The following is a 16620-nucleotide window of genomic DNA, read 5'->3' on the forward strand; positions in this document are numbered from 1 at the left end:
CGCCTGGTCGAGCGCCCGCCCTACGCGAGTTTCTTAAAGAAGCAGGTACGGTTGCCGGTATGGCAGGCCGGACCCGGCGAGTCAACCTTGACCAGCAGTGTATCGCTATCGCAGTCGGCCCAGAGTTCGCGAACCTCCTGCATGTTGCCGCTCGTCGCGCCCTTGTTCCAGAGCTCCTGGCGACTGCGGCTCCAAAACCACGTGGTGCCGGTCTTGAGCGTCAGCCCCACCGACTCCTCGTTCATCCAGGCAACCATGAGCACCTCGCCGGTGTCATACTGCTGAACCACACAAGGAATCAGCCCGCGGGCGTCGTATTTAAGATCCGCTGGAGTAGTAATTTCTCTCATTTCAATTCCCCAATTCAAACTTCGCAGGTCGGCGAGGGTTGTCCGGGTGCCCGAGATTCCGAGCGACAAGCCCGACGACGCGTACTTAAGTACGCGAGGAGGGTTGGAGCCGGAAGGTCGGGTGCCTGGGCAAGCCGCAGCGCTAGAAGTCCAACCTGACAGGGATGCCTTGAGAGGCCATATACTCCTTCACCTGGCGAATGCTGAAGGTTCCAAAGTGAAAGACGCTCGCCGCCAGCACGGCGTCGGCCTCGCCCTCGATCACGCCCTCGGCAAAATGCTCGAGCGTGCCCACGCCGCCGCTCGCGATGACGGGGATTGGCACCGCGCGGGCCACGGCGCGGGTGAGCGCTAAATCAAAGCCGGCCTTGGTGCCGTCGCGGTCCATGCTGGTAAGCAAGATCTCGCCGGCGCCGCGACGAGCCGCCTCCTCGGCCCACGCCACCGCGTCGATGCCCGTGGCGTTGCGACCTCCTGCGGTAAAGACCTCCCACTTGTCGGCACCGGATGCGCCGGGCAAGCCGACGCGCTTGGCATCGATCGCCACGACCACAGCCTGGCTGCCAAACGCCGCGGCAGCCTGGCTAATCAGCGACGGATCGCGCACGGCCGCCGAGTTGAGCGACACCTTGTCGGCACCGGCGGCAACCATGGTGCGCATGCCCGCCAGGTCGCGAAAGCCGCCGCCCACGGTATAGGGCATGGCGAGCTCCTCAGCCGCATGCGCCGCCATCTCGATGGTCGTCGCACGGTTGTCGCTCGTGGCGGTAATGTCCAGGAAGACGACCTCGTCCGCACCCTCGCGGTCGTAGGCGCGGGCCAGTTCCACCGGATCACCCGCATCGCGCAAGCTCACAAAGTTAACTCCCTTGACCACGCGGCCGTCCTTGACGTCCAGACAGGGAATTACGCGCTTGGTAAGCATGGGCTACTCCTCCCCTCGGGCGGCGGCCAACGCCTGGGCCAGCGTAAAGTTGCCCTCGTAGAGCGCACGGCCGGTAATGGCGCCTTCAATCGCGCCCTCACCCACCGCGGCCAGTGCGCGGATGTCGTCGAGCGTCGAGATGCCGCCCGAAGCCACGACGGGAAAGCCCGCGACCTCGGCCACATGGCGATACGCCGCCACATCGATACCCGTCTGCATGCCATCGCGCGCGATGTCGGTATACACCAGATGCTTAAAGCCCAGCTCGGAAAGCTGCGCCACGGCATCGTTGAGCGCCACACCTGCGCCGTCGCGCCAGCCGTTCACCTTGACCTGACCGTCGCGCGCGGCGATGTCTGCCACCAGTAACTCGCCAAAGCCTTGGGCTGCCACTTCGGCAAAACCCGGCTCGGTCACCAGCACGGTGCCCAGCGCGATACGGCATGCGCCGTAGCCTGCCAACTCGTCGATGCGCGCAAGCGAGCGGACGCCGCCGCCCACGTCCACGGACAGACCGTCGACGCCGCAGATGGCCTTAATCGCCGCCGAGTTGGCAGCACGTGCGCCCTCGTCCTCGCCAAAGGCAGCGGACAGGTCGACGACGTGCACCCAGCTCGCGCCCTGTTCGGCAAACGTGCGGGCAACGGCCACGGGATCGTCGGAATATACCTTGCAGCGACTGCGGTCACCGCGCTCCAGGCGCACGACCTTGCCGCCAATCAGATCGATTGCGGGAAACAGGATCATCGGCCAACCTCCTCGACGATGCTCACAAAGTTCTTAAGGATGCGCTGACCCAGCGCGGAGGATTTCTCGGGATGGAACTGGCAGCCCCACACGTTGCCATGGCGCACGATGCACGGGAAGCTCCGCGTATAGTGTGTGCGTGCCAGCACATCGGCGGCATCGGCGTCGTCAGCCACCGCGTAGCTGTGGGTGAAGTACATGTTGGCACCCTCGGCAAAACCGGCAAGCAGCGGATCGGCCGCACCGGCGGGCGTCATGTGCACCTGGTCCCAGCCCACGTGCGGCACCTTCAGGCGGCTCGACTCCAAGCGCGTGCACGAACCGCGCATAATGCCCAGGCCATCGACCCAGGGACCGCCAGCCTGCTCGGGGGCGCTGCCGTCGGCGAGGGCGCCCTCGTCCGCAGGCACGCCCTCGTTGCCGCGCTCAAAAAATAGCTGAAGGCCCAGGCAGATGCCGAGCAGCGGAGTTCCGGCGGCAACGGCGTCGAGCACCGCGTCCGCCTCGCCGCTCTGGCGCATAAAGGCGATCGCGTCATAGAACGCACCCACGCCCGGGATGACCAGGCCGTCGGCGCGGCGGATCTGCTTCGGATCGTCCGACGTGCAGGCGGCGGCACCGGCGCGCACAAGCCCGCGCACGACGCTCGACAAGTTGCCCTTGTGGTAGTCGACCACCACGATCTTCGGTTCGCCCACGCGACCCTCCTTTTTCCCATTCAAAACCTGCCAAAAAGGGACAGGTTTATTTTGGTCGGTTAAACGTTCACCCACCGTATGAGACAGCATTTCCGCAGATAAAACCTGCCAAAATAAACCTGTCCCTTTTTGGCAGGCTACAGCGAGCCCTTGGTGCTGGGGATGCCCTGCACGCGGGGATCGAGCTCGCAGGCGTGGCGCATCGTGCGGCCCACGGCCTTAAAGGCGGCCTCGATAATGTGATGCGAGTTGCCGCCTGCGAGCTCGCGCACGTGCAGCGTGAGCTTGGCATCGCGCGCAAAGGCATAGAAGAACTCGACGGCCAGCTCGGTATCGAAGCTGCCCACACGTTCAGTCGGCACGGGCAGCTCGCAGTAGGCCTGGCCGCGACCCGAAATGTCCACGGCGGCCATCACGAGCGTCTCGTCCATGGCAATCGCCGCGTCTGCAAAGCGCGTAATACCCGCCTTGTCGCCCAGCGCTTGGCAAAACGCCTCACCCAGCACAATGCCCGTGTCCTCGACGGTATGGTGCGCGTCGACCTCCACGTCGCCTACTGCATGCACCGTTAAATCAAACAGGCCATGGCGGCCAAAGGCGTTGAGCATGTGGTCGAAAAACGGCACTCCGGTCGAGATATCGCACACGCCGCATCCGTCCAGGTCGAGCTTGACGACAATGTCGGTCTCCCCCGTCTTGCGGACCACCTCGGCATAACGGCCCATCTACATCTCCTCCTTCACCAGCGCGGCAAACGCAGCCAGCACCTCGTCGTTTTCCTGCGGGGTGCCCACGGTAATGCGCAGACAGTCCGCAAGCCCCGGCGCGTAACTAAAGTCGCGCACCAAAATCGAATACTCGTCGCGCAGGCGCTCACGCACGCGCGTGGCATGCGGCGTGCGCACGAGCACAAAGTTCGCCGCACTCGGCCATGCCTCCACGGGCAGACCCCCGGCAGCCATTGCGCGCAGGGCACACAGTTCGCGCTCGCGCTCGGATGCGACCTGTGCCACCACGGGCGCATACGCATCGCGGGCGCGCACGCAGGCAAGCGCCGCCGCCTGGCTCAGCACGTTGACTGAATAGATCTGGCGAATCGCCGCGAACACGTCGATGACCTCGGGCGCCGCAATCACATAGCCCAGACGCGTGCCGGCGGCGCCAAACGCCTTGGACAGCGTATGCAGGATCACCAGGTTGGGATGCTCGGCGATAAGTCCCTGCACTGTGGTGGCCGCGCCAAACGAATCGTCGGCAAACTCCACGTAGGCCTCGTCGACCATCACCATGCCGGGGCACGCATCGCACAGGGCCGCGACAAAGTCGAGCGGTGCCACGTCACCCGTGGGGTTATTGGGCGAGGTCACTATGGCCAGGTTGCACTCGGGCGCCGCCGCGAGCACGGCAGCCTGGTCGAGCTCAAAGGTCGCCGGGTCGCGCCACACGTCGCGCACCTCGGTCTGACAGAGCGACGCAAAGAACGCATACTCGCTAAAACACGGCGGGCAGTTGAGCAGGGTCCGACCCGCTCCGCCAAACGCCAGCAGGTAGTTATAGAGCAGCTCGTCGCCGCCGTTGCCCACGCAGACATTCTCGCGCGCCACACCATGCCAAGCGGCAAGCTCGTCGCGCAGATCGTTGGACATGGGGTCGGGGTAGCGGTTGAGCGGCGTGGCAGCCAGGGCGGCGTCGACCGCCTCGCGCACGCCAGCCGGCACGGGATAGGTATTCTCGTTGGCCGAAAGGTTGATGCGCGTGGGCGTAAAGTTGGGATCGTAGGGCTCAATGCCAGCCAAGTAGGGCTGGACGAGCCCCTTCATGCGAGACGTCAGCTCGGCCATATTAGGCCTCCTCGCCGGTCGCGCCAGCGCCATCCGCGCTTGCAGCCGCTAGGTCCACACCCTCGGCGACCGTCGCCACGGCGTCGCCCGGCCAGGCGACCTTGGTCAGGTCGGCCGCGGCCAGAGACTCAGCACTCACGGCACCCTCGCCCTGCTCCAGCACACGGCGACGCAGCGCGGCGGAAAGCGCGTGCGCCCACAGGCCCTCGGCCTCGGCCAGGCGCTGCGTCGCGGGAGCGTCCGAGAGCAGGCCCTCGGGCGTATAGCAAATGACGCTCGAGCGCTTGACGAATTCTTCGACCGAAAGCGGGTTGGAGAACATGGCCGTGCCGCCGGTCGGCAGCGTGTGGTTGGGGCCGGCAACATAATCGCCAAGCGGCTCGGAGCTCCAAGCGCCCACAAAGATGGCGCCGGCGTTGCGAATGCCGCCGAGCAGGCCCATCGCATCCTTGCAGTGCAGCTCCAGGTGCTCGGGCGCCACGGTGTTCACCGCCTCGACGGCAGCAGCCATATCGGCGGCCACCACGATGGTGCCCTCGTTGTCGAGCGAGGCGCGCGTGATCTCGGCACGCGGGGACTGTGCCACCAGAATGTCGATACCCGCCTCGACCTCGCGCGCAAACTGCTCGTCGCAGGTCACCAGATAGCAGGCTGCTAGCGGATCGTGCTCGGCCTGGGCCATCAGGTCGGCCGCGACCACCATGGGCTTGGCCGTGGCATCTGCCAGCACGCAGACCTCGGAGGGACCGGCGACCATGTCGATGCCCACGTCGCCCGAGACAATCTGCTTGGCCGCGGCAACAAAGGCGTTGCCCGGACCGGTGATTTTGTCGACGCGCGGAATGGTCTCGGTACCGTATGCCAGCGCGGCCACGGCCTGAGCGCCGCCCACCATATAGATTTCGTCCACGCCGCCGAGCTTTGCCGCGGCGAGCGTGTAGGGGCTGATCAGGCCATCTTTTTGCGGCGGGGTCACCATGACCACGCGCTCGACGCCGGCGACCTTGGCGGGAATGGCATTCATGAGCACCGTGGAGGGATACTGCGCGCGACCGCCCGGCACGTAGATGCCGGCCGCCGCAAGCGGGGTCACCTTAACGCCGAGCATGGTGCCGTCTGCACGCGTGGTAAACCAGCTCTGCTCGACCTCGCGCTGGTGGAACTCGCGAATCTGGCGCGCAGCCTTCTCGAGCGCCGCGACAAAAGCGGGGTCGAGGCCTTCGAGCGCGGCATCGATCTGCTCTTGCGGCAGACGGAAGCTCTGCAGCTCTACACCGTCAAAACGCTGACAGTAATCGCGCACCGCGGCATCGCCGTTGGCGCGCACGTTGGCCACGATATCGCGGGCGGCGTCGACGATGTTTTGCGGCAGCACGCCCTTACGGTTGAGCTGGTTGGTAACGAGACGCTCACCGGGAGCAAGCTTGATAGTCTTCATATCGGTATCCCCTATCGGTCGAGGTTGTGTTCGAAAAACGAGAGGCCGGGCGGCGGCGCCCATCGGCCCGCAGCCCAGACGTTGGGGCGCCCGTGCGTGCTCGCGCTATTGTGCCGAGCCCGCAACGGGCTCAAAATGCTTGTCCTTAACGGCCGCCGCCAAGCGATCTGCCAGATTGCGTACGCGCGGATCTAAGCGAGCGGCACCCGGGTTGACGAAGAAGCGCGCCGTGCAGTCCATTATGCGGCCGGTGATGACCAAATCGTTGTCGCGCAGCGTGGCACCCGTGGCGGTAATATCCACGATACGGTCGGTCATGCCGACGATTGGGCCCAGCTCGATGTTGCCGTGCAGCGAAACGATATCGGCGTTCACACCGCGCTCGGCATACCAGGCACTCGCGATGCGCGGATACTTGGTTGCCACGCGAAGCGACCCGCGGCGAGCATAGTTGCGCTCGGCCTGACCGGCGCGCCACGCGGGCTCTGCCTCGATAAAGGTGCACAGGCCATAGCCCAGATCGACCAGCTGCAGTAGGTTGAGGTCGGCCTCGATGAGCGAATCCCAGCCGCAGATGCCGCAATCGGCGCCACCGCAGCCCACAAAGGCGGGCGCATCGCTGGGACGCACGATAACAAACTCGATATCGCCGACCGTGCCCTCGCCGGCACGCGTGTCGCGACCGCGCACAATCAGGTGACGGCCGGGGTCACGCAACTCAGAGACGTCCAGGCCCGCGGCCTCGAGCACGTCGAGCGTGTCTGCCTTAAGCGAGCCCTTGGGCACGGCAATGCGCAGCGGACCCTCGGCGCCACGGCCCGCGGCGTGATCGCCGTCGGAAGCGGTGTCCTCTGCCGAGGTACGCGCGGCCTCCAGGCGCTCAAGCGAAAAGGCGAAGCCCGCCGCCGGCACCTCGATGCCGTCGCCAAATGCGCCGGTAAAGATGGAGTCGTAGCGTCCGCCCGAACCCACCGGATCGGGCAAGCCACCGGCATAGGCCTTAAAGACCAGGCCCGTGTAGTAATCGAAAGAGTTCATGATGGAGAAATCGAACGACAGCACCTGGGCGTCCTCGGGAGCCAGGCCCTCGAGCAGGGCACGCAGCTCGCGCGTCGGCGGCGCGGCGATACCGGCGGCCTCCAGCAGCGCGTCCACGCGGTCGAGCACCTCGGCACCACCGTGCAGGCGCGGCAGCTCGCTAATGGCGGCCTTGACGGCATCAGACTCGGTGCTGGCAGCCACGCGGGCATCGAGGCCCACAAAGTCGTTGGCATGCACGCAGCGCAGGGCCTCGGCTGCCAGCTCGCGATCCTCGCACGCCGCGAGCAGCTCCTTAAAAGGACGCACGCTACCTGCGATAATACGAGCATCGGGAAGCGCCAGCTTACGCACGGCCTCGGCCACCAGCGAAACAATCTCTACATCGCCCGCGGTATCGCCCGCACCGATAAGCTCAAAGCCCAGCTGCGTAAACTGACGCGAGCCACCGGCATTGCGCTGGCACTCGCGAACCACCGGCGCCTCGTAGCGAAGGCGCAGGGGCAGATCGGCCGCACGCATGCGGGTCGAAACCAGGCGCACGATCGGCAGCGTGTTGTCGGGACGGACCACCAGCAGGCGGCCGTCGTCATCAAAGAGCTTAAACGGCGTGTCCGCAATGCGGCCGCCCTCCTCGAGCGAACCCTTGTCCTCGAGCAGCGGCGTCTCGACCGGAAGGTAATGATGCTCCCTTAAGCAGCCCTTCACCGTATACGCGATCTCCTCGCGTGCCTGAGCCTCCTCGGGCAATATGTCCCGGAATCCCCACGGTGTGGCCGTCATCTGGTGAGCCTCCTCATACTGCGTTTCATATAGAACGAAAGACCGGCATAGCTCCGCCGGTCTTCTGGGTACTTTAGCATACTAGAGTGCTTGCGGGGAGAACCGTCCCCCTCGGCTCACAGCGTATTCATTTGGAAACATAGGGCAAGCGATTAGCAGCGGTCTCTTGTTACAACGCAAAAAGGGCGCCCGTGCAATTGCGGACGCCCTTGTGCAGGGTTGAGATATCAACCAGCCAAGATATCGGACCCGTGACCAGCTCTTAGTAGTCGAACTGGTGGTAGTAGCGGCGGTACTTGAGGTTGTGCTTGGTGACCAGCTCGTAGTTGCGCGAGAGGCGGTCGGTGGTCAGCACGGACAGGATCCACGGCGACACGATGACGCGGAAGTCGTCGTCCAGGCCCGGGATCGCGTACTCGGCGGTGTCGATGATGACGTAGTCCTCGTCGCCGGTCACGCCGCTGGTGAGGAAGGCGCGGACGCGCTCGTCGAGGGCGCGGCACTCGTCCTCGCCCATGAACAGGAACACCGGGACGCCGGGCTCGAGCAGCTCGAGCGTGCCGTGGAAGAAGTCGTGCGAGGTGATGTGGCGGATGCGCTTCCACTGCATCTCCTCGAGCAGGCACATGGAGTACAGGATGGTCTCGCCCCAGAGGGCCCCCGAGCCGATGAACATGGTGTAGTCGGCCAGCGCGTACTTCCTGGCGATCTCCTCGGCGCGCGGCTCGAAGCGCTTGCGGATGTCGAGCAAGTCCTTCCAGACGTCCTTCGTCTGCTCGATGAACAGGTCGAACTTGGGGAAGCAGCCGCGGCGGTTGAGCAGGCGCAGGCCGAAGCAGTCGGCGAGGTAGTAGCCCTTCTCGCAGCCGCCGGCGCCGTGGTCGGAGGCCATCATGACGCAGTTCTCGGCGCCCACGGCCTGCCCGATCTTGCCCTCGGGGTTGGTCATGGCGAAGACGCGCACGCCCATATCCTTCATCTTGCCGATGGCCTCGAGCACCTCGGGGGTGGTGCCGGACTCGGAGGCGGTCAGCACGACGGACTTGTCGGTCATGCGCTTGTGGCCCATGACGTTCCACTCGGCGGCGTGGATCAGGTAGACCTCGAGGTCGCGGTCGCCGAACTTGTTCATGAGGTACTCGAGCTGCATGAACTCGTCCCAGGTGCCGCCGACGCCCATCAGGAAGACGGCGTCGTAGCCCTCCTCGTGCACGCGGTCGGCCAGGGCGGTCATCCGCTTGCCGGCCTCGTAGACGTTCCTGCCGTCCTCGAGGTAGCCCTCCTGGTCGAAGTGCATGATCTCGATCTTCTCGGTCTCCTTCATGTGTGTCCTCCCATCACATGTGCGCAATTCTATACATCGCGCTTCTTACTGATACCAATTATAGCCATACGATTGCTTGTTATTTAATACCAATCTAAACTCACGGAGATTTGCGGCAAACGGTCGGTTTCCTCACCCGAGTGGTATTACAACGCCAATAGTTGTCTATTTCGAGCGCTACTGCCAACGGGCTCCCCACAACTCGCCAGCTATAAAAGCGTTGCGCCAGACCCGCCCAAGCGTTTCCGGCGCAACCGCGCAGTTTAGTTATTCGGCCTCCATCTCCGCTGTCACACGGCGATACATCTCGATAACCTGAGTCGTCGCCTTGGACGGATCCTGATAGTAGCGGCCATCACACGTCTCGGCCGAGACATAGCCCGTATAGCCGTGGCGCATGAGTGCCTCGAGGTCGGCACGCATATCACGCTCGCCGTCGCCCCAGGCAAGATGCGTCGTGCCGCCGCCCACATCTACAAAGTGGGTGTGAACGATCTTGTTGCCCAAAACCTCAAAGTAGCCGTCTATCGTGTCGCCGGCAACTTCCATGGCGCCAAAGTCGATACAAGCCTTCAGGTTGGGGCGATCGACCGCCTCGAGGATGCGCGCCACATCCTGTGCAGTGTTGACCAGCACGGACTCCGACGGCTGCAGCGCCTCGAGCGCGACGCGAATACCGCGCGTGTCGGCGTAGTCGCACACCGAGCGCAGCATGGCAACGCTACGGGCCCAGGCGTCCTCAGCCGGCTCGTCCAGATAGGCCCAACCACTCGTCACCAGAATCTGCGGCGCGCCCAATTCAACGGCTACGTCGATCACATTCTTAAAGTACGAGAGGATGCGTTTTTGGCCCGCCTCGCCGCGCACCGCGACGTTCCACGGCTTGGGGTTGTTCTGCTCGGGGCACACGCACACGATCTTGATGCCGTACTGGGCGGCAAGATCGCGAATCTTATCCACCGATTCGTGCTCATGGCAATCCACATACAGGTGCATCGAGCCGGTCCACAGCTCGATATTGCGATAGCCGGCCTCACCTGCAGCCTTAAAAAACGTCTCGATGCTGTAGTAACGATGGTTGATGTTCATGAGCGAAAGCTCGGGTACGACCATAGCCCTCCCCTTTCGTACGGAGTTTTAAAAAACAGGGGGCCGCCGCAGATGCGACAAGCCCCCAAAGATCGACGCAACCGTTAGACGCGATGGAAGCGCGATTCGAACATATTAGGCAAGCACTCCAAAGTAAGCACCGATGATGCCCACGACCATGGTGCAGAGGATCAAGACCATCGGGTTGATCTTCTTGGAGAGCAGCCAGTAATAGAGCCAGAAGGCGGCCATGCCGAGCATACCGGGCATGATGCCGTCCAGGATGTCCTGGAGAGTCTGGGCGGAGTCGCCCTGACCGATAGCGACGGGCAGCGAAGCCCAGAACATGTCCTTGCTCATGGCGCCGACGACCATGACGCCGACGATGCCGACGCAGGCCATGATCTTTTGCATCAGGCCGGTCTTCTGAGCCTCGTCGAGGAAGCCAATGCCCAGCTCATAACCCTTGATAGCGCCAAAAATACGAATCAGGAACGCCGGGATGTTGTAGATGAGCAGGAAAGCGATGGGGCCAAAGACGTTTCCGGCCTGGCACAGGCTGATGCCCACGGCAGCGGCGACGACGCGCAGGGTGGACAGGAAGAAGGAGTCACCCAGGCCGGAAAGCGGGCCCATAAGGGCGGCCTTGATGTCGTTGACGCTCTCGGGCTCAACCTCGCCACGAGCGACTTTCTCCTCCATGGCCATCGCGATGCCGCCCACGAAGGGAGCGAGCTGCGGGGTGATGTTGAAGAACGCGCTGTGACGGTGCAGGGCCTCGGCGTAATCGTCGGGACGGCCGGCATAGATCTTCTTGAGCATGTTGGCGACCATCAGGCAGAAGGCAATGTTCATCTGCTTGTAGTAGGTCCAGGAGAATTCCATGCCCAGGGCGCCGGTGTTCACGGCGCTCTTAATGAGGTCGGAGCGAGTAATCTGGTTCTCGGAATTAGAAGTCATCGTCCTCATCCCCTTCCACAGAAAGCTGGGGCTGGGCGCCACCAAGGCCCAGCAGGTCGTACTTGTCGATGCCGATGATGATTGCGATCAGAGCGACGCCGAGGACGGGCACGTTGGCATAGGAGCACAGCAGGAAGCCCAGGAAGTAGAACGGCACGAGCTGCTTGGTAAGCACCAGACGACCGAGCATGGCGAAGCCCATGGCAGGCAGGATGTTGGCTGCGACGCCAAAGCCATCGAGGACGAACGTCGGGATGAAGTCGAGCAGGCCCTGAACAGCGTCGGCACCCAGATAGAAGGAGACGGAGCACAGGACAAAGGCCAGAACGACAATCACGAGACCGATAATCCAGTGCATAGCGTAGATACCCTTGAGGTTACCCTTGCTGGCAAAGACGTCGGCACGGTCGACCAGAAGGGGCATACCGGCATTGACGACGTTCTTAATAGCCAGGGTCAGAGTGGCGATGGGCATCGCGAGCGCGATAGCGGCCTCGGTGCTCTGACCCAGCTGAATAGCGAAGGCGCAGGCAAGCACGCCGCCAATCGTCTCATCGGGCGGCACATAAGCGCCGATGGCGATAGAACCCATGAAGAGCAGCTCGAGGCTCGCACCGATGGCGAGGCCGGACTGTAGGTCCCCGAGGACTATGCCGACGAGCGGGCACAGAACGATCGGGCGGAACGCATAGAGCGTACCGAGCTGATAATCGAGCTTACCGAAGGCAGCGATAAGTCCGATGAGGATCGCTTGAACAAGCATTGTTCCTCCCTTTGATCCCTCTTGGATCCGCGTGGCGATTCCCGACTTGTCAGCGCGCCCTTTTCCATGCCGACAATCGCCCAGACAGATCCAGCTTGTACCGGTGTGCTGTTAACACCTAAACCGGTGCAAATGATTTGATACCAATTATATAGTCATGCGATAACTATTTAATACCAATCGCTCAACGGGCAGGTACTCCCGGTGAACGGTAGATGGGGTAACGGGTAAAGCGTTTATCCGGTACGCCCACGAGCAGGGCGGCGCCGTACGCGCCGCCCCGTGGTTCCCAATTAGAGGGCGCTTAGAGCATCGACCTTGGGGTCGTCGGCCAGAGCGCGAATCTCGACCTCGATTCCGCGGCCGACGAGCTCGCGAATGTCCTCTTCCTCGGCAGCGGTCACAAAGATCTGACGGGAGATCTTACGGGCATCGGGACGCTGCTCATCCTTGGACTTGGTGTTGCCCAGGTTGATGGAGGTAATCTGCGGGCAGCCTTCGGCAAGCTGCTTGGCCTCGGCGATGCTGGCGACGCAAATGATCATCTTGTACTTATCGGTGACACCGGAGTTGATAGCCTCGATGGCGTGCTCCATGTCCTTGATGACGAGCTTGGCGTTGGCCGGCTTTCCCATCTTGAGCGTGGTCTTCCAGACGGGATCGTTGGCAACCTTGTCGCCAACGCAGAAGATGCAGTCGGAGCCCAGGCCCTGGACCCAAGAGACGGCCACCTGGCCATGAAGCAGACGATGGTCGACGCGAACCAATTGAATCATGATTGACCCCCAAAGGTCTCATGCCGGAAACCCGGCCCCATTATTAGCAGGCGGTGACTAGAACTCTTCCTCGTCATCCGCATCGGTCAGCAGGTCGTTGACAAACTTGACGCGCGTGTCGTCAGCCGCGAGGATCTCGCGGATAACCTGGTCGGCGGGAGCCTCCTGGTCCGAGAAGAGCAGCTGGATCAGCAGCGGCAGATTCATGTTGGCAATCAGGTAGGTGTTGGGGCGCGTCTGGACGATCTTGGTGAACTCGTTGTTGACGCTGCCGCCAAACAGGTCGGTGCACACGATCACATCGTCGGCGGGATCGATAGTCGCCAGGAGCTTGGCGGCCTCCTCGGCGACGTCGGTGCGGCCGTCGACAAACATCGACAGATCGTGGACGTTATCGCGCGCGCCCGAGAGTAGCTCGGTGCTCTCCTTGATGCCGGTCGCAAAATGCGCGTGGCTGGCAAAGATGTATTGCCTCATTGCGGTTTCCCCCAAATAGAATTAGTAGTCGAACTGGTGGTAGTAGCGGCGGTACTTGAGGTTGTGCTTGGTGACCAGCTCGTAGTTGCGCGAGAGGCGGTCGGTGGTCAGCACGGACAGGATCCACGGCGACACGATGACGCGGAAGTCGTCGTCCAGGCCCGGGATCGCGTACTCGGCGGTGTCGATGATGACGTAGTCCTCGTCGCCGGTCACGCCGCTGGTGAGGAAGGCGCGGACGCGCTCGTCGAGGGCGCGGCACTCGTCCTCGCCCATGAACAGGAACACCGGGACGCCGGGCTCGAGCAGCTCGAGCGTGCCGTGGAAGAAGTCGTGCGAGGTGATGTGGCGGATGCGCTTCCACTGCATCTCCTCGAGCAGGCACATGGAGTACAGGATGGTCTCGCCCCAGAGGGCCCCCGAGCCGATGAACATGGTGTAGTCGGCCAGCGCGTACTTCCTGGCGATCTCCTCGGCGCGCGGCTCGAAGCGCTTGCGGATGTCGAGCAAGTCCTTCCAGACGTCCTTCGTCTGCTCGATGAACAGGTCGAACTTGGGGAAGCAGCCGCGGCGGTTGAGCAGGCGCAGGCCGAAGCAGTCGGCGAGGTAGTAGCCCTTCTCGCAGCCGCCGGCGCCGTGGTCGGAGGCCATCATGACGCAGTTCTCGGCGCCCACGGCCTGCCCGATCTTGCCCTCGGGGTTGGTCATGGCGAAGACGCGCACGCCCATATCCTTCATCTTGCCGATGGCCTCGAGCACCTCGGGGGTGGTGCCGGACTCGGAGGCGGTCAGCACGACGGACTTGTCGGTCATGCGCTTGTGGCCCATGACGTTCCACTCGGCGGCGTGGATCAGGTAGACCTCGAGGTCGCGGTCGCCGAACTTGTTCATGAGGTACTCGAGCTGCATGAACTCGTCCCAGGTGCCGCCGACGCCCATCAGGAAGACGGCGTCGTAGCCCTCCTCGTGCACGCGGTCGGCCAGGGCGGTCATCCGCTTGCCGGCCTCGTAGACGTTCCTGCCGTCCTCGAGGTAGCCCTCCTGGTCGAAGTGCATGATCTCGATCTTCTCGGTCTCCTTCATTCCCGTTCCTTTCACGAGCAGTTCGAATTGTCGCACGGACTGGCCGGGCTTGCCGCCCCGTCGCGCCGCTTAACCTTGTGGACATCTTGGCCCCAAGCTCAACAATTCAAAGGTTCTTAATACCAGTGAACGATTACAGGTTAGCCGTTTTTAATACCGATTTTTTGATTTCGTCCTCCCGTCTCGGTAGACGGTCAGTTTTTGCCGCTCATCGGTCATACGACACATGTCCGTAAAAAAATGAGCACCCCGCCGTGCACGAGAATGCTCTAAACGCTAATAGTTGTAGGTATATCCGCCGGCATCGCCGCGGTTAAAAGACTTGGCATGCTCAATCGGCTGCCCACTCGAGTCATAGGTCAGGCATTCCAGTACGAGCGCCAGATCGCCCGGCTCAAGATTGAGCAAACTCGCATCGCGTGCGCCCAGCGCTTCAATATCGAGTTTCTCAATCGACTTGTCCGGCTTGCGCCCCAACATGTCATAGGTCTCGAACAGGCTGAAGACCGAAATGTCCACGTCTTCGATGCCCGGAAACAGCAGACACGGAATCAGCGTCATCTCGATCGATACGGGCTCACCATCAATGCAGTTGAGACGGCGCACCGAGTAAAGCAGATCGTCCTCGGCGATGTCAAACAGGTCGGCGTAATACGGGCCGGCGTAGCGTTTGGAGCGCGCCAGGATGCGCACCGACGGCGTCGCACCCGACGCCAGAACCGACTGGCGGAAGCCGCCCTTGCGTTCGTGCTCGTCAAACCACTTGTGTCCCACAAAGGCGCCCTTGCCCTGTACCCGACGAATCTGGCCACTTTTGACCAGCTCGTCCATGGCGCTTCGGATTGTCAGGCGCGTCGTGCCAAACTCCTCGGCCAGCTCGTTTTCGGACGGAATCATCGAGCCTGTCGGGTAGTCGCCGCGCTCAATTCGCTCCGCAATGCAGCGGCGAATTTGCTTGTAAACCGGCAAGTCTTCTACTGCATCAGCCATTCGACACCCACCTTCGTCGCAACGCCGTCCGCCTCGCCGTTATCGGCAAAACGATACTTGGTCGGCAGAATCACGGATTTGCAATACTCGACAAAGCCATCGTTCTCGTCACGCTCGTGCGAAGCTTTGTAAAACACCGGCGTGCCCTCCTGGGCACCCAGCAACTTGGCCTCGTCGGCGTTCAGACGGCTGATGGAAATATACTCCTTGCCGTGCGCCACATGGACATTCCCCTCTTTGAGCAAAACGTCGTAGAGGCTTTCCTGCTCAAAATCGTGATCGGGAAGCGAGGGGCACAAAGACAGGTTGACGTGAGCCGTCTCAATCGACGCCGGGGAACCATTAACCACGCGCACACGTCGAATGCAGAAGAGCGGCGTGCCCAGGTCGATCTGGGCTTTTTGGGCCAAATCGATATCGGCGTACACGACCTTGGACCAAACCAGGCGCGCGGTCGACTTTGAGCCAACCCTCTCCACCGCCTGCGTATAGTTCCATGTTTCCTGAAAGATGTTCAGCGGTTTGGGAGGACACACATAGGTGCCCGAACCGCGGCGGCTTTCCAAAGTTCCGCACGAAATCAGACGCGTGATCGCAGCGCGCAACGCCGTGCGTGACACGCCCAGCTCTTCACAGAGCACACGCTCGGCGGGCAGCCGGTCACCACCCTGCAGGTCATAATGTTTGATATACCAAAGAATGCCCTCAAAGGCGCGATCTTTGGGCGGAATCGCATATGGTTCACTCGACATGGGCAAGGCTCCTCAACCGCTTGATGCTGCGGGCATCATTGCTCCGGACGCCCCATGGCGTCGAAGGCTTCTTTGATCTGCTCCGCAACGTTCCGATACGACCGATATAGGCCGGAGTCTCGCTTGACTTCGCCCGCGGTCACCGGAATCTCAAGCTTCGAAATCTCATCCTCGCCGGTTTGCACGGCAACGATGACACCCATACCAAGGCACATATTACGCTTGGCAGCGTTGTTTTTGGTAGCCTGAGCTGGATTAATCAAAATCTGCTGAGCTAGTTCGCGATTGCTAAGCTCCGGCACATCCTCGGGATTTCCGGTCTCGACAATCTCGCACTGCAGCACGTCCGCATAGTCAAAAATCTTCGGCTCGCCGCCGCGCTGATGCACGGCCCACTTGCGGCGCGTGGCGTCCTGGTAGATAGCCGGCAAAAGTGTAAACCGCGGTGGGTCCAAAATCGTATCCGTGATGGTAAACACATCGGGATCAAAGGCATCCTGCGGGTTTTTCTTCTTGAACAGCCCCATATCAGCCTCCCGTACTAGTATTAAACAACTCAAGTTGAATATAGCACCAATTTCAAGCC

General features: G+C 62.3%; 18 protein-coding genes. All 18 read right to left on the reverse strand.

Translation table 11 applies throughout. From position 1 onward, the window contains the following. Positions 1-20: 20 nt before the first annotated feature. Complete coding sequence (hisI, locus tag ACTQZF_RS05240) at positions 21-350, reverse strand: phosphoribosyl-AMP cyclohydrolase (RefSeq protein ID WP_441062952.1); 330 nt, start codon at positions 348-350, stop codon at positions 21-23. 142 nt (positions 351-492) lie between these two features. Next, positions 493-1275, reverse strand: coding sequence for an imidazole glycerol phosphate synthase subunit HisF (hisF, locus tag ACTQZF_RS05245; protein ID WP_441554721.1), 783 nt, complete (start codon positions 1273-1275; stop codon positions 493-495). A 3-nt stretch (positions 1276-1278) separates the two neighbouring features. After that, complete coding sequence (locus tag ACTQZF_RS05250) at positions 1279-2022, reverse strand: HisA/HisF-related TIM barrel protein (protein ID WP_441554722.1); 744 nt, start codon at positions 2020-2022, stop codon at positions 1279-1281. After that, positions 2019-2720, reverse strand: a complete 702-nt coding sequence (locus tag ACTQZF_RS05255; RefSeq protein ID WP_441554723.1) for an imidazole glycerol phosphate synthase subunit HisH — start codon at positions 2718-2720, stop codon at positions 2019-2021. The genes ACTQZF_RS05250 and ACTQZF_RS05255 overlap by 4 nt, the downstream gene beginning before the upstream one ends. Positions 2721-2857: 137 nt before the next feature. Further along, complete coding sequence (gene hisB / locus ACTQZF_RS05260) at positions 2858-3445, reverse strand: imidazoleglycerol-phosphate dehydratase HisB (protein WP_441554724.1); 588 nt, start codon at positions 3443-3445, stop codon at positions 2858-2860. Beyond that, the gene (hisC, locus tag ACTQZF_RS05265) at positions 3446-4561 is read right to left on the reverse strand and encodes a histidinol-phosphate transaminase (RefSeq protein ID WP_441554725.1); all 1116 of its coding nucleotides are present in this window, start codon (positions 4559-4561) and stop codon (positions 3446-3448) included. A gap of 1 nt (position 4562) precedes the next feature. After that, a complete protein-coding gene (gene hisD, locus ACTQZF_RS05270; protein ID WP_152067999.1) occupies positions 4563-5999 on the reverse strand; it encodes a histidinol dehydrogenase in 1437 nt (478 codons plus the stop codon). A gap of 105 nt (positions 6000-6104) precedes the next feature. Further along, the gene (gene hisG, locus ACTQZF_RS05275) at positions 6105-7820 is read right to left on the reverse strand and encodes an ATP phosphoribosyltransferase (RefSeq protein WP_441554726.1); all 1716 of its coding nucleotides are present in this window, start codon (positions 7818-7820) and stop codon (positions 6105-6107) included. 262 nt (positions 7821-8082) lie between these two features. Beyond that, positions 8083-9144 carry an SIS domain-containing protein gene (locus ACTQZF_RS05280; RefSeq protein WP_441554727.1) on the reverse strand — a complete coding sequence of 354 codons (1062 nt, stop codon included), beginning with the start codon at positions 9142-9144 and terminating at the stop codon, positions 8083-8085. Between the two features lie 267 nt (positions 9145-9411). Next, positions 9412-10257 carry a sugar phosphate isomerase/epimerase family protein gene (locus ACTQZF_RS05285; RefSeq protein ID WP_441049359.1) on the reverse strand — a complete coding sequence of 282 codons (846 nt, stop codon included), beginning with the start codon at positions 10255-10257 and terminating at the stop codon, positions 9412-9414. A gap of 111 nt (positions 10258-10368) precedes the next feature. Continuing rightward, positions 10369-11202 carry a PTS system mannose/fructose/sorbose family transporter subunit IID gene (locus ACTQZF_RS05290; RefSeq protein ID WP_154515113.1) on the reverse strand — a complete coding sequence of 278 codons (834 nt, stop codon included), beginning with the start codon at positions 11200-11202 and terminating at the stop codon, positions 10369-10371. Then, positions 11183-11956 carry a PTS mannose/fructose/sorbose/N-acetylgalactosamine transporter subunit IIC gene (locus tag ACTQZF_RS05295; protein ID WP_154515115.1) on the reverse strand — a complete coding sequence of 258 codons (774 nt, stop codon included), beginning with the start codon at positions 11954-11956 and terminating at the stop codon, positions 11183-11185. Before ACTQZF_RS05295 ends, ACTQZF_RS05290 begins: the two co-directional genes overlap by 20 nt. Positions 11957-12249: 293 nt before the next feature. Further along, entirely contained in the window at positions 12250-12732 is a 483-nt protein-coding gene (locus tag ACTQZF_RS05300) for a PTS sugar transporter subunit IIB (protein ID WP_441554728.1), read from the reverse strand. A 57-nt stretch (positions 12733-12789) separates the two neighbouring features. Beyond that, positions 12790-13209 (reverse strand): PTS sugar transporter subunit IIA, encoded by a 420-nt coding sequence (locus ACTQZF_RS05305; RefSeq protein WP_154515120.1) that lies wholly within the window; start codon positions 13207-13209, stop codon positions 12790-12792. A gap of 21 nt (positions 13210-13230) precedes the next feature. Next, positions 13231-14292 (reverse strand): SIS domain-containing protein, encoded by a 1062-nt coding sequence (locus ACTQZF_RS05310; protein WP_441554727.1) that lies wholly within the window; start codon positions 14290-14292, stop codon positions 13231-13233. A gap of 276 nt (positions 14293-14568) precedes the next feature. Further along, positions 14569-15282 (reverse strand): GntR family transcriptional regulator, encoded by a 714-nt coding sequence (locus tag ACTQZF_RS05315; protein WP_154515122.1) that lies wholly within the window; start codon positions 15280-15282, stop codon positions 14569-14571. Continuing rightward, positions 15267-16034 (reverse strand): GntR family transcriptional regulator, encoded by a 768-nt coding sequence (locus ACTQZF_RS05320; protein ID WP_154515124.1) that lies wholly within the window; start codon positions 16032-16034, stop codon positions 15267-15269. The genes ACTQZF_RS05315 and ACTQZF_RS05320 overlap by 16 nt, the downstream gene beginning before the upstream one ends. Before the next feature lie 35 nt (positions 16035-16069). Then, on the reverse strand, positions 16070-16561 hold the full coding sequence (locus ACTQZF_RS05325) for a hypothetical protein (RefSeq protein WP_441015930.1): 492 nt from the start codon (positions 16559-16561) through the stop codon (positions 16070-16072). Between the last annotated feature and the right edge of the window lie 59 nt (positions 16562-16620).

The sequence above is a fragment of the Collinsella sp. LCP19S3_H3 genome (assembly GCF_052119145.1).
In the GTDB taxonomy this organism is placed as follows: Bacteria; Actinomycetota; Coriobacteriia; order Coriobacteriales; family Coriobacteriaceae; genus Collinsella.

Excerpts from the sequence above, each read along its gene's own strand:
- ACTQZF_RS05295 (WP_154515115.1), bottom strand. The coding sequence starts at position 11,956 with ATGCTTGTTCAAGCGATCCTCATCGGACTTATCGCTGCCTTCGGTAAG.
- hisD (WP_152067999.1), bottom strand. The coding sequence starts at position 5,999 with ATGAAGACTATCAAGCTTGCTCCCGGTGAGCGTCTCGTTACCAACCAG.
- ACTQZF_RS05285 (WP_441049359.1), bottom strand. The coding sequence starts at position 10,257 with ATGGTCGTACCCGAGCTTTCGCTCATGAACATCAACCATCGTTACTAC.
- hisC (WP_441554725.1), bottom strand. The coding sequence starts at position 4,561 with ATGGCCGAGCTGACGTCTCGCATGAAGGGGCTCGTCCAGCCCTACTTG.
- ACTQZF_RS05290 (WP_154515113.1), bottom strand. The coding sequence starts at position 11,202 with ATGAGGACGATGACTTCTAATTCCGAGAACCAGATTACTCGCTCCGAC.
- ACTQZF_RS05325 (WP_441015930.1), bottom strand. The coding sequence starts at position 16,561 with ATGGGGCTGTTCAAGAAGAAAAACCCGCAGGATGCCTTTGATCCCGAT.
- ACTQZF_RS05280 (WP_441554727.1), bottom strand. The coding sequence starts at position 9,144 with ATGAAGGAGACCGAGAAGATCGAGATCATGCACTTCGACCAGGAGGGC.
- hisF (WP_441554721.1), bottom strand. The coding sequence starts at position 1,275 with ATGCTTACCAAGCGCGTAATTCCCTGTCTGGACGTCAAGGACGGCCGC.
- ACTQZF_RS05315 (WP_154515122.1), bottom strand. The coding sequence starts at position 15,282 with ATGGCTGATGCAGTAGAAGACTTGCCGGTTTACAAGCAAATTCGCCGC.
- hisB (WP_441554724.1), bottom strand. The coding sequence starts at position 3,445 with ATGGGCCGTTATGCCGAGGTGGTCCGCAAGACGGGGGAGACCGACATT.
- ACTQZF_RS05305 (WP_154515120.1), bottom strand. The coding sequence starts at position 13,209 with ATGAGGCAATACATCTTTGCCAGCCACGCGCATTTTGCGACCGGCATC.
- ACTQZF_RS05310 (WP_441554727.1), bottom strand. The coding sequence starts at position 14,292 with ATGAAGGAGACCGAGAAGATCGAGATCATGCACTTCGACCAGGAGGGC.
- hisI (WP_441062952.1), bottom strand. The coding sequence starts at position 350 with ATGAGAGAAATTACTACTCCAGCGGATCTTAAATACGACGCCCGCGGG.
- ACTQZF_RS05320 (WP_154515124.1), bottom strand. The coding sequence starts at position 16,034 with ATGTCGAGTGAACCATATGCGATTCCGCCCAAAGATCGCGCCTTTGAG.
- ACTQZF_RS05300 (WP_441554728.1), bottom strand. The coding sequence starts at position 12,732 with ATGATTCAATTGGTTCGCGTCGACCATCGTCTGCTTCATGGCCAGGTG.
- hisG (WP_441554726.1), bottom strand. The coding sequence starts at position 7,820 with ATGACGGCCACACCGTGGGGATTCCGGGACATATTGCCCGAGGAGGCT.
- ACTQZF_RS05250 (WP_441554722.1), bottom strand. The coding sequence starts at position 2,022 with ATGATCCTGTTTCCCGCAATCGATCTGATTGGCGGCAAGGTCGTGCGC.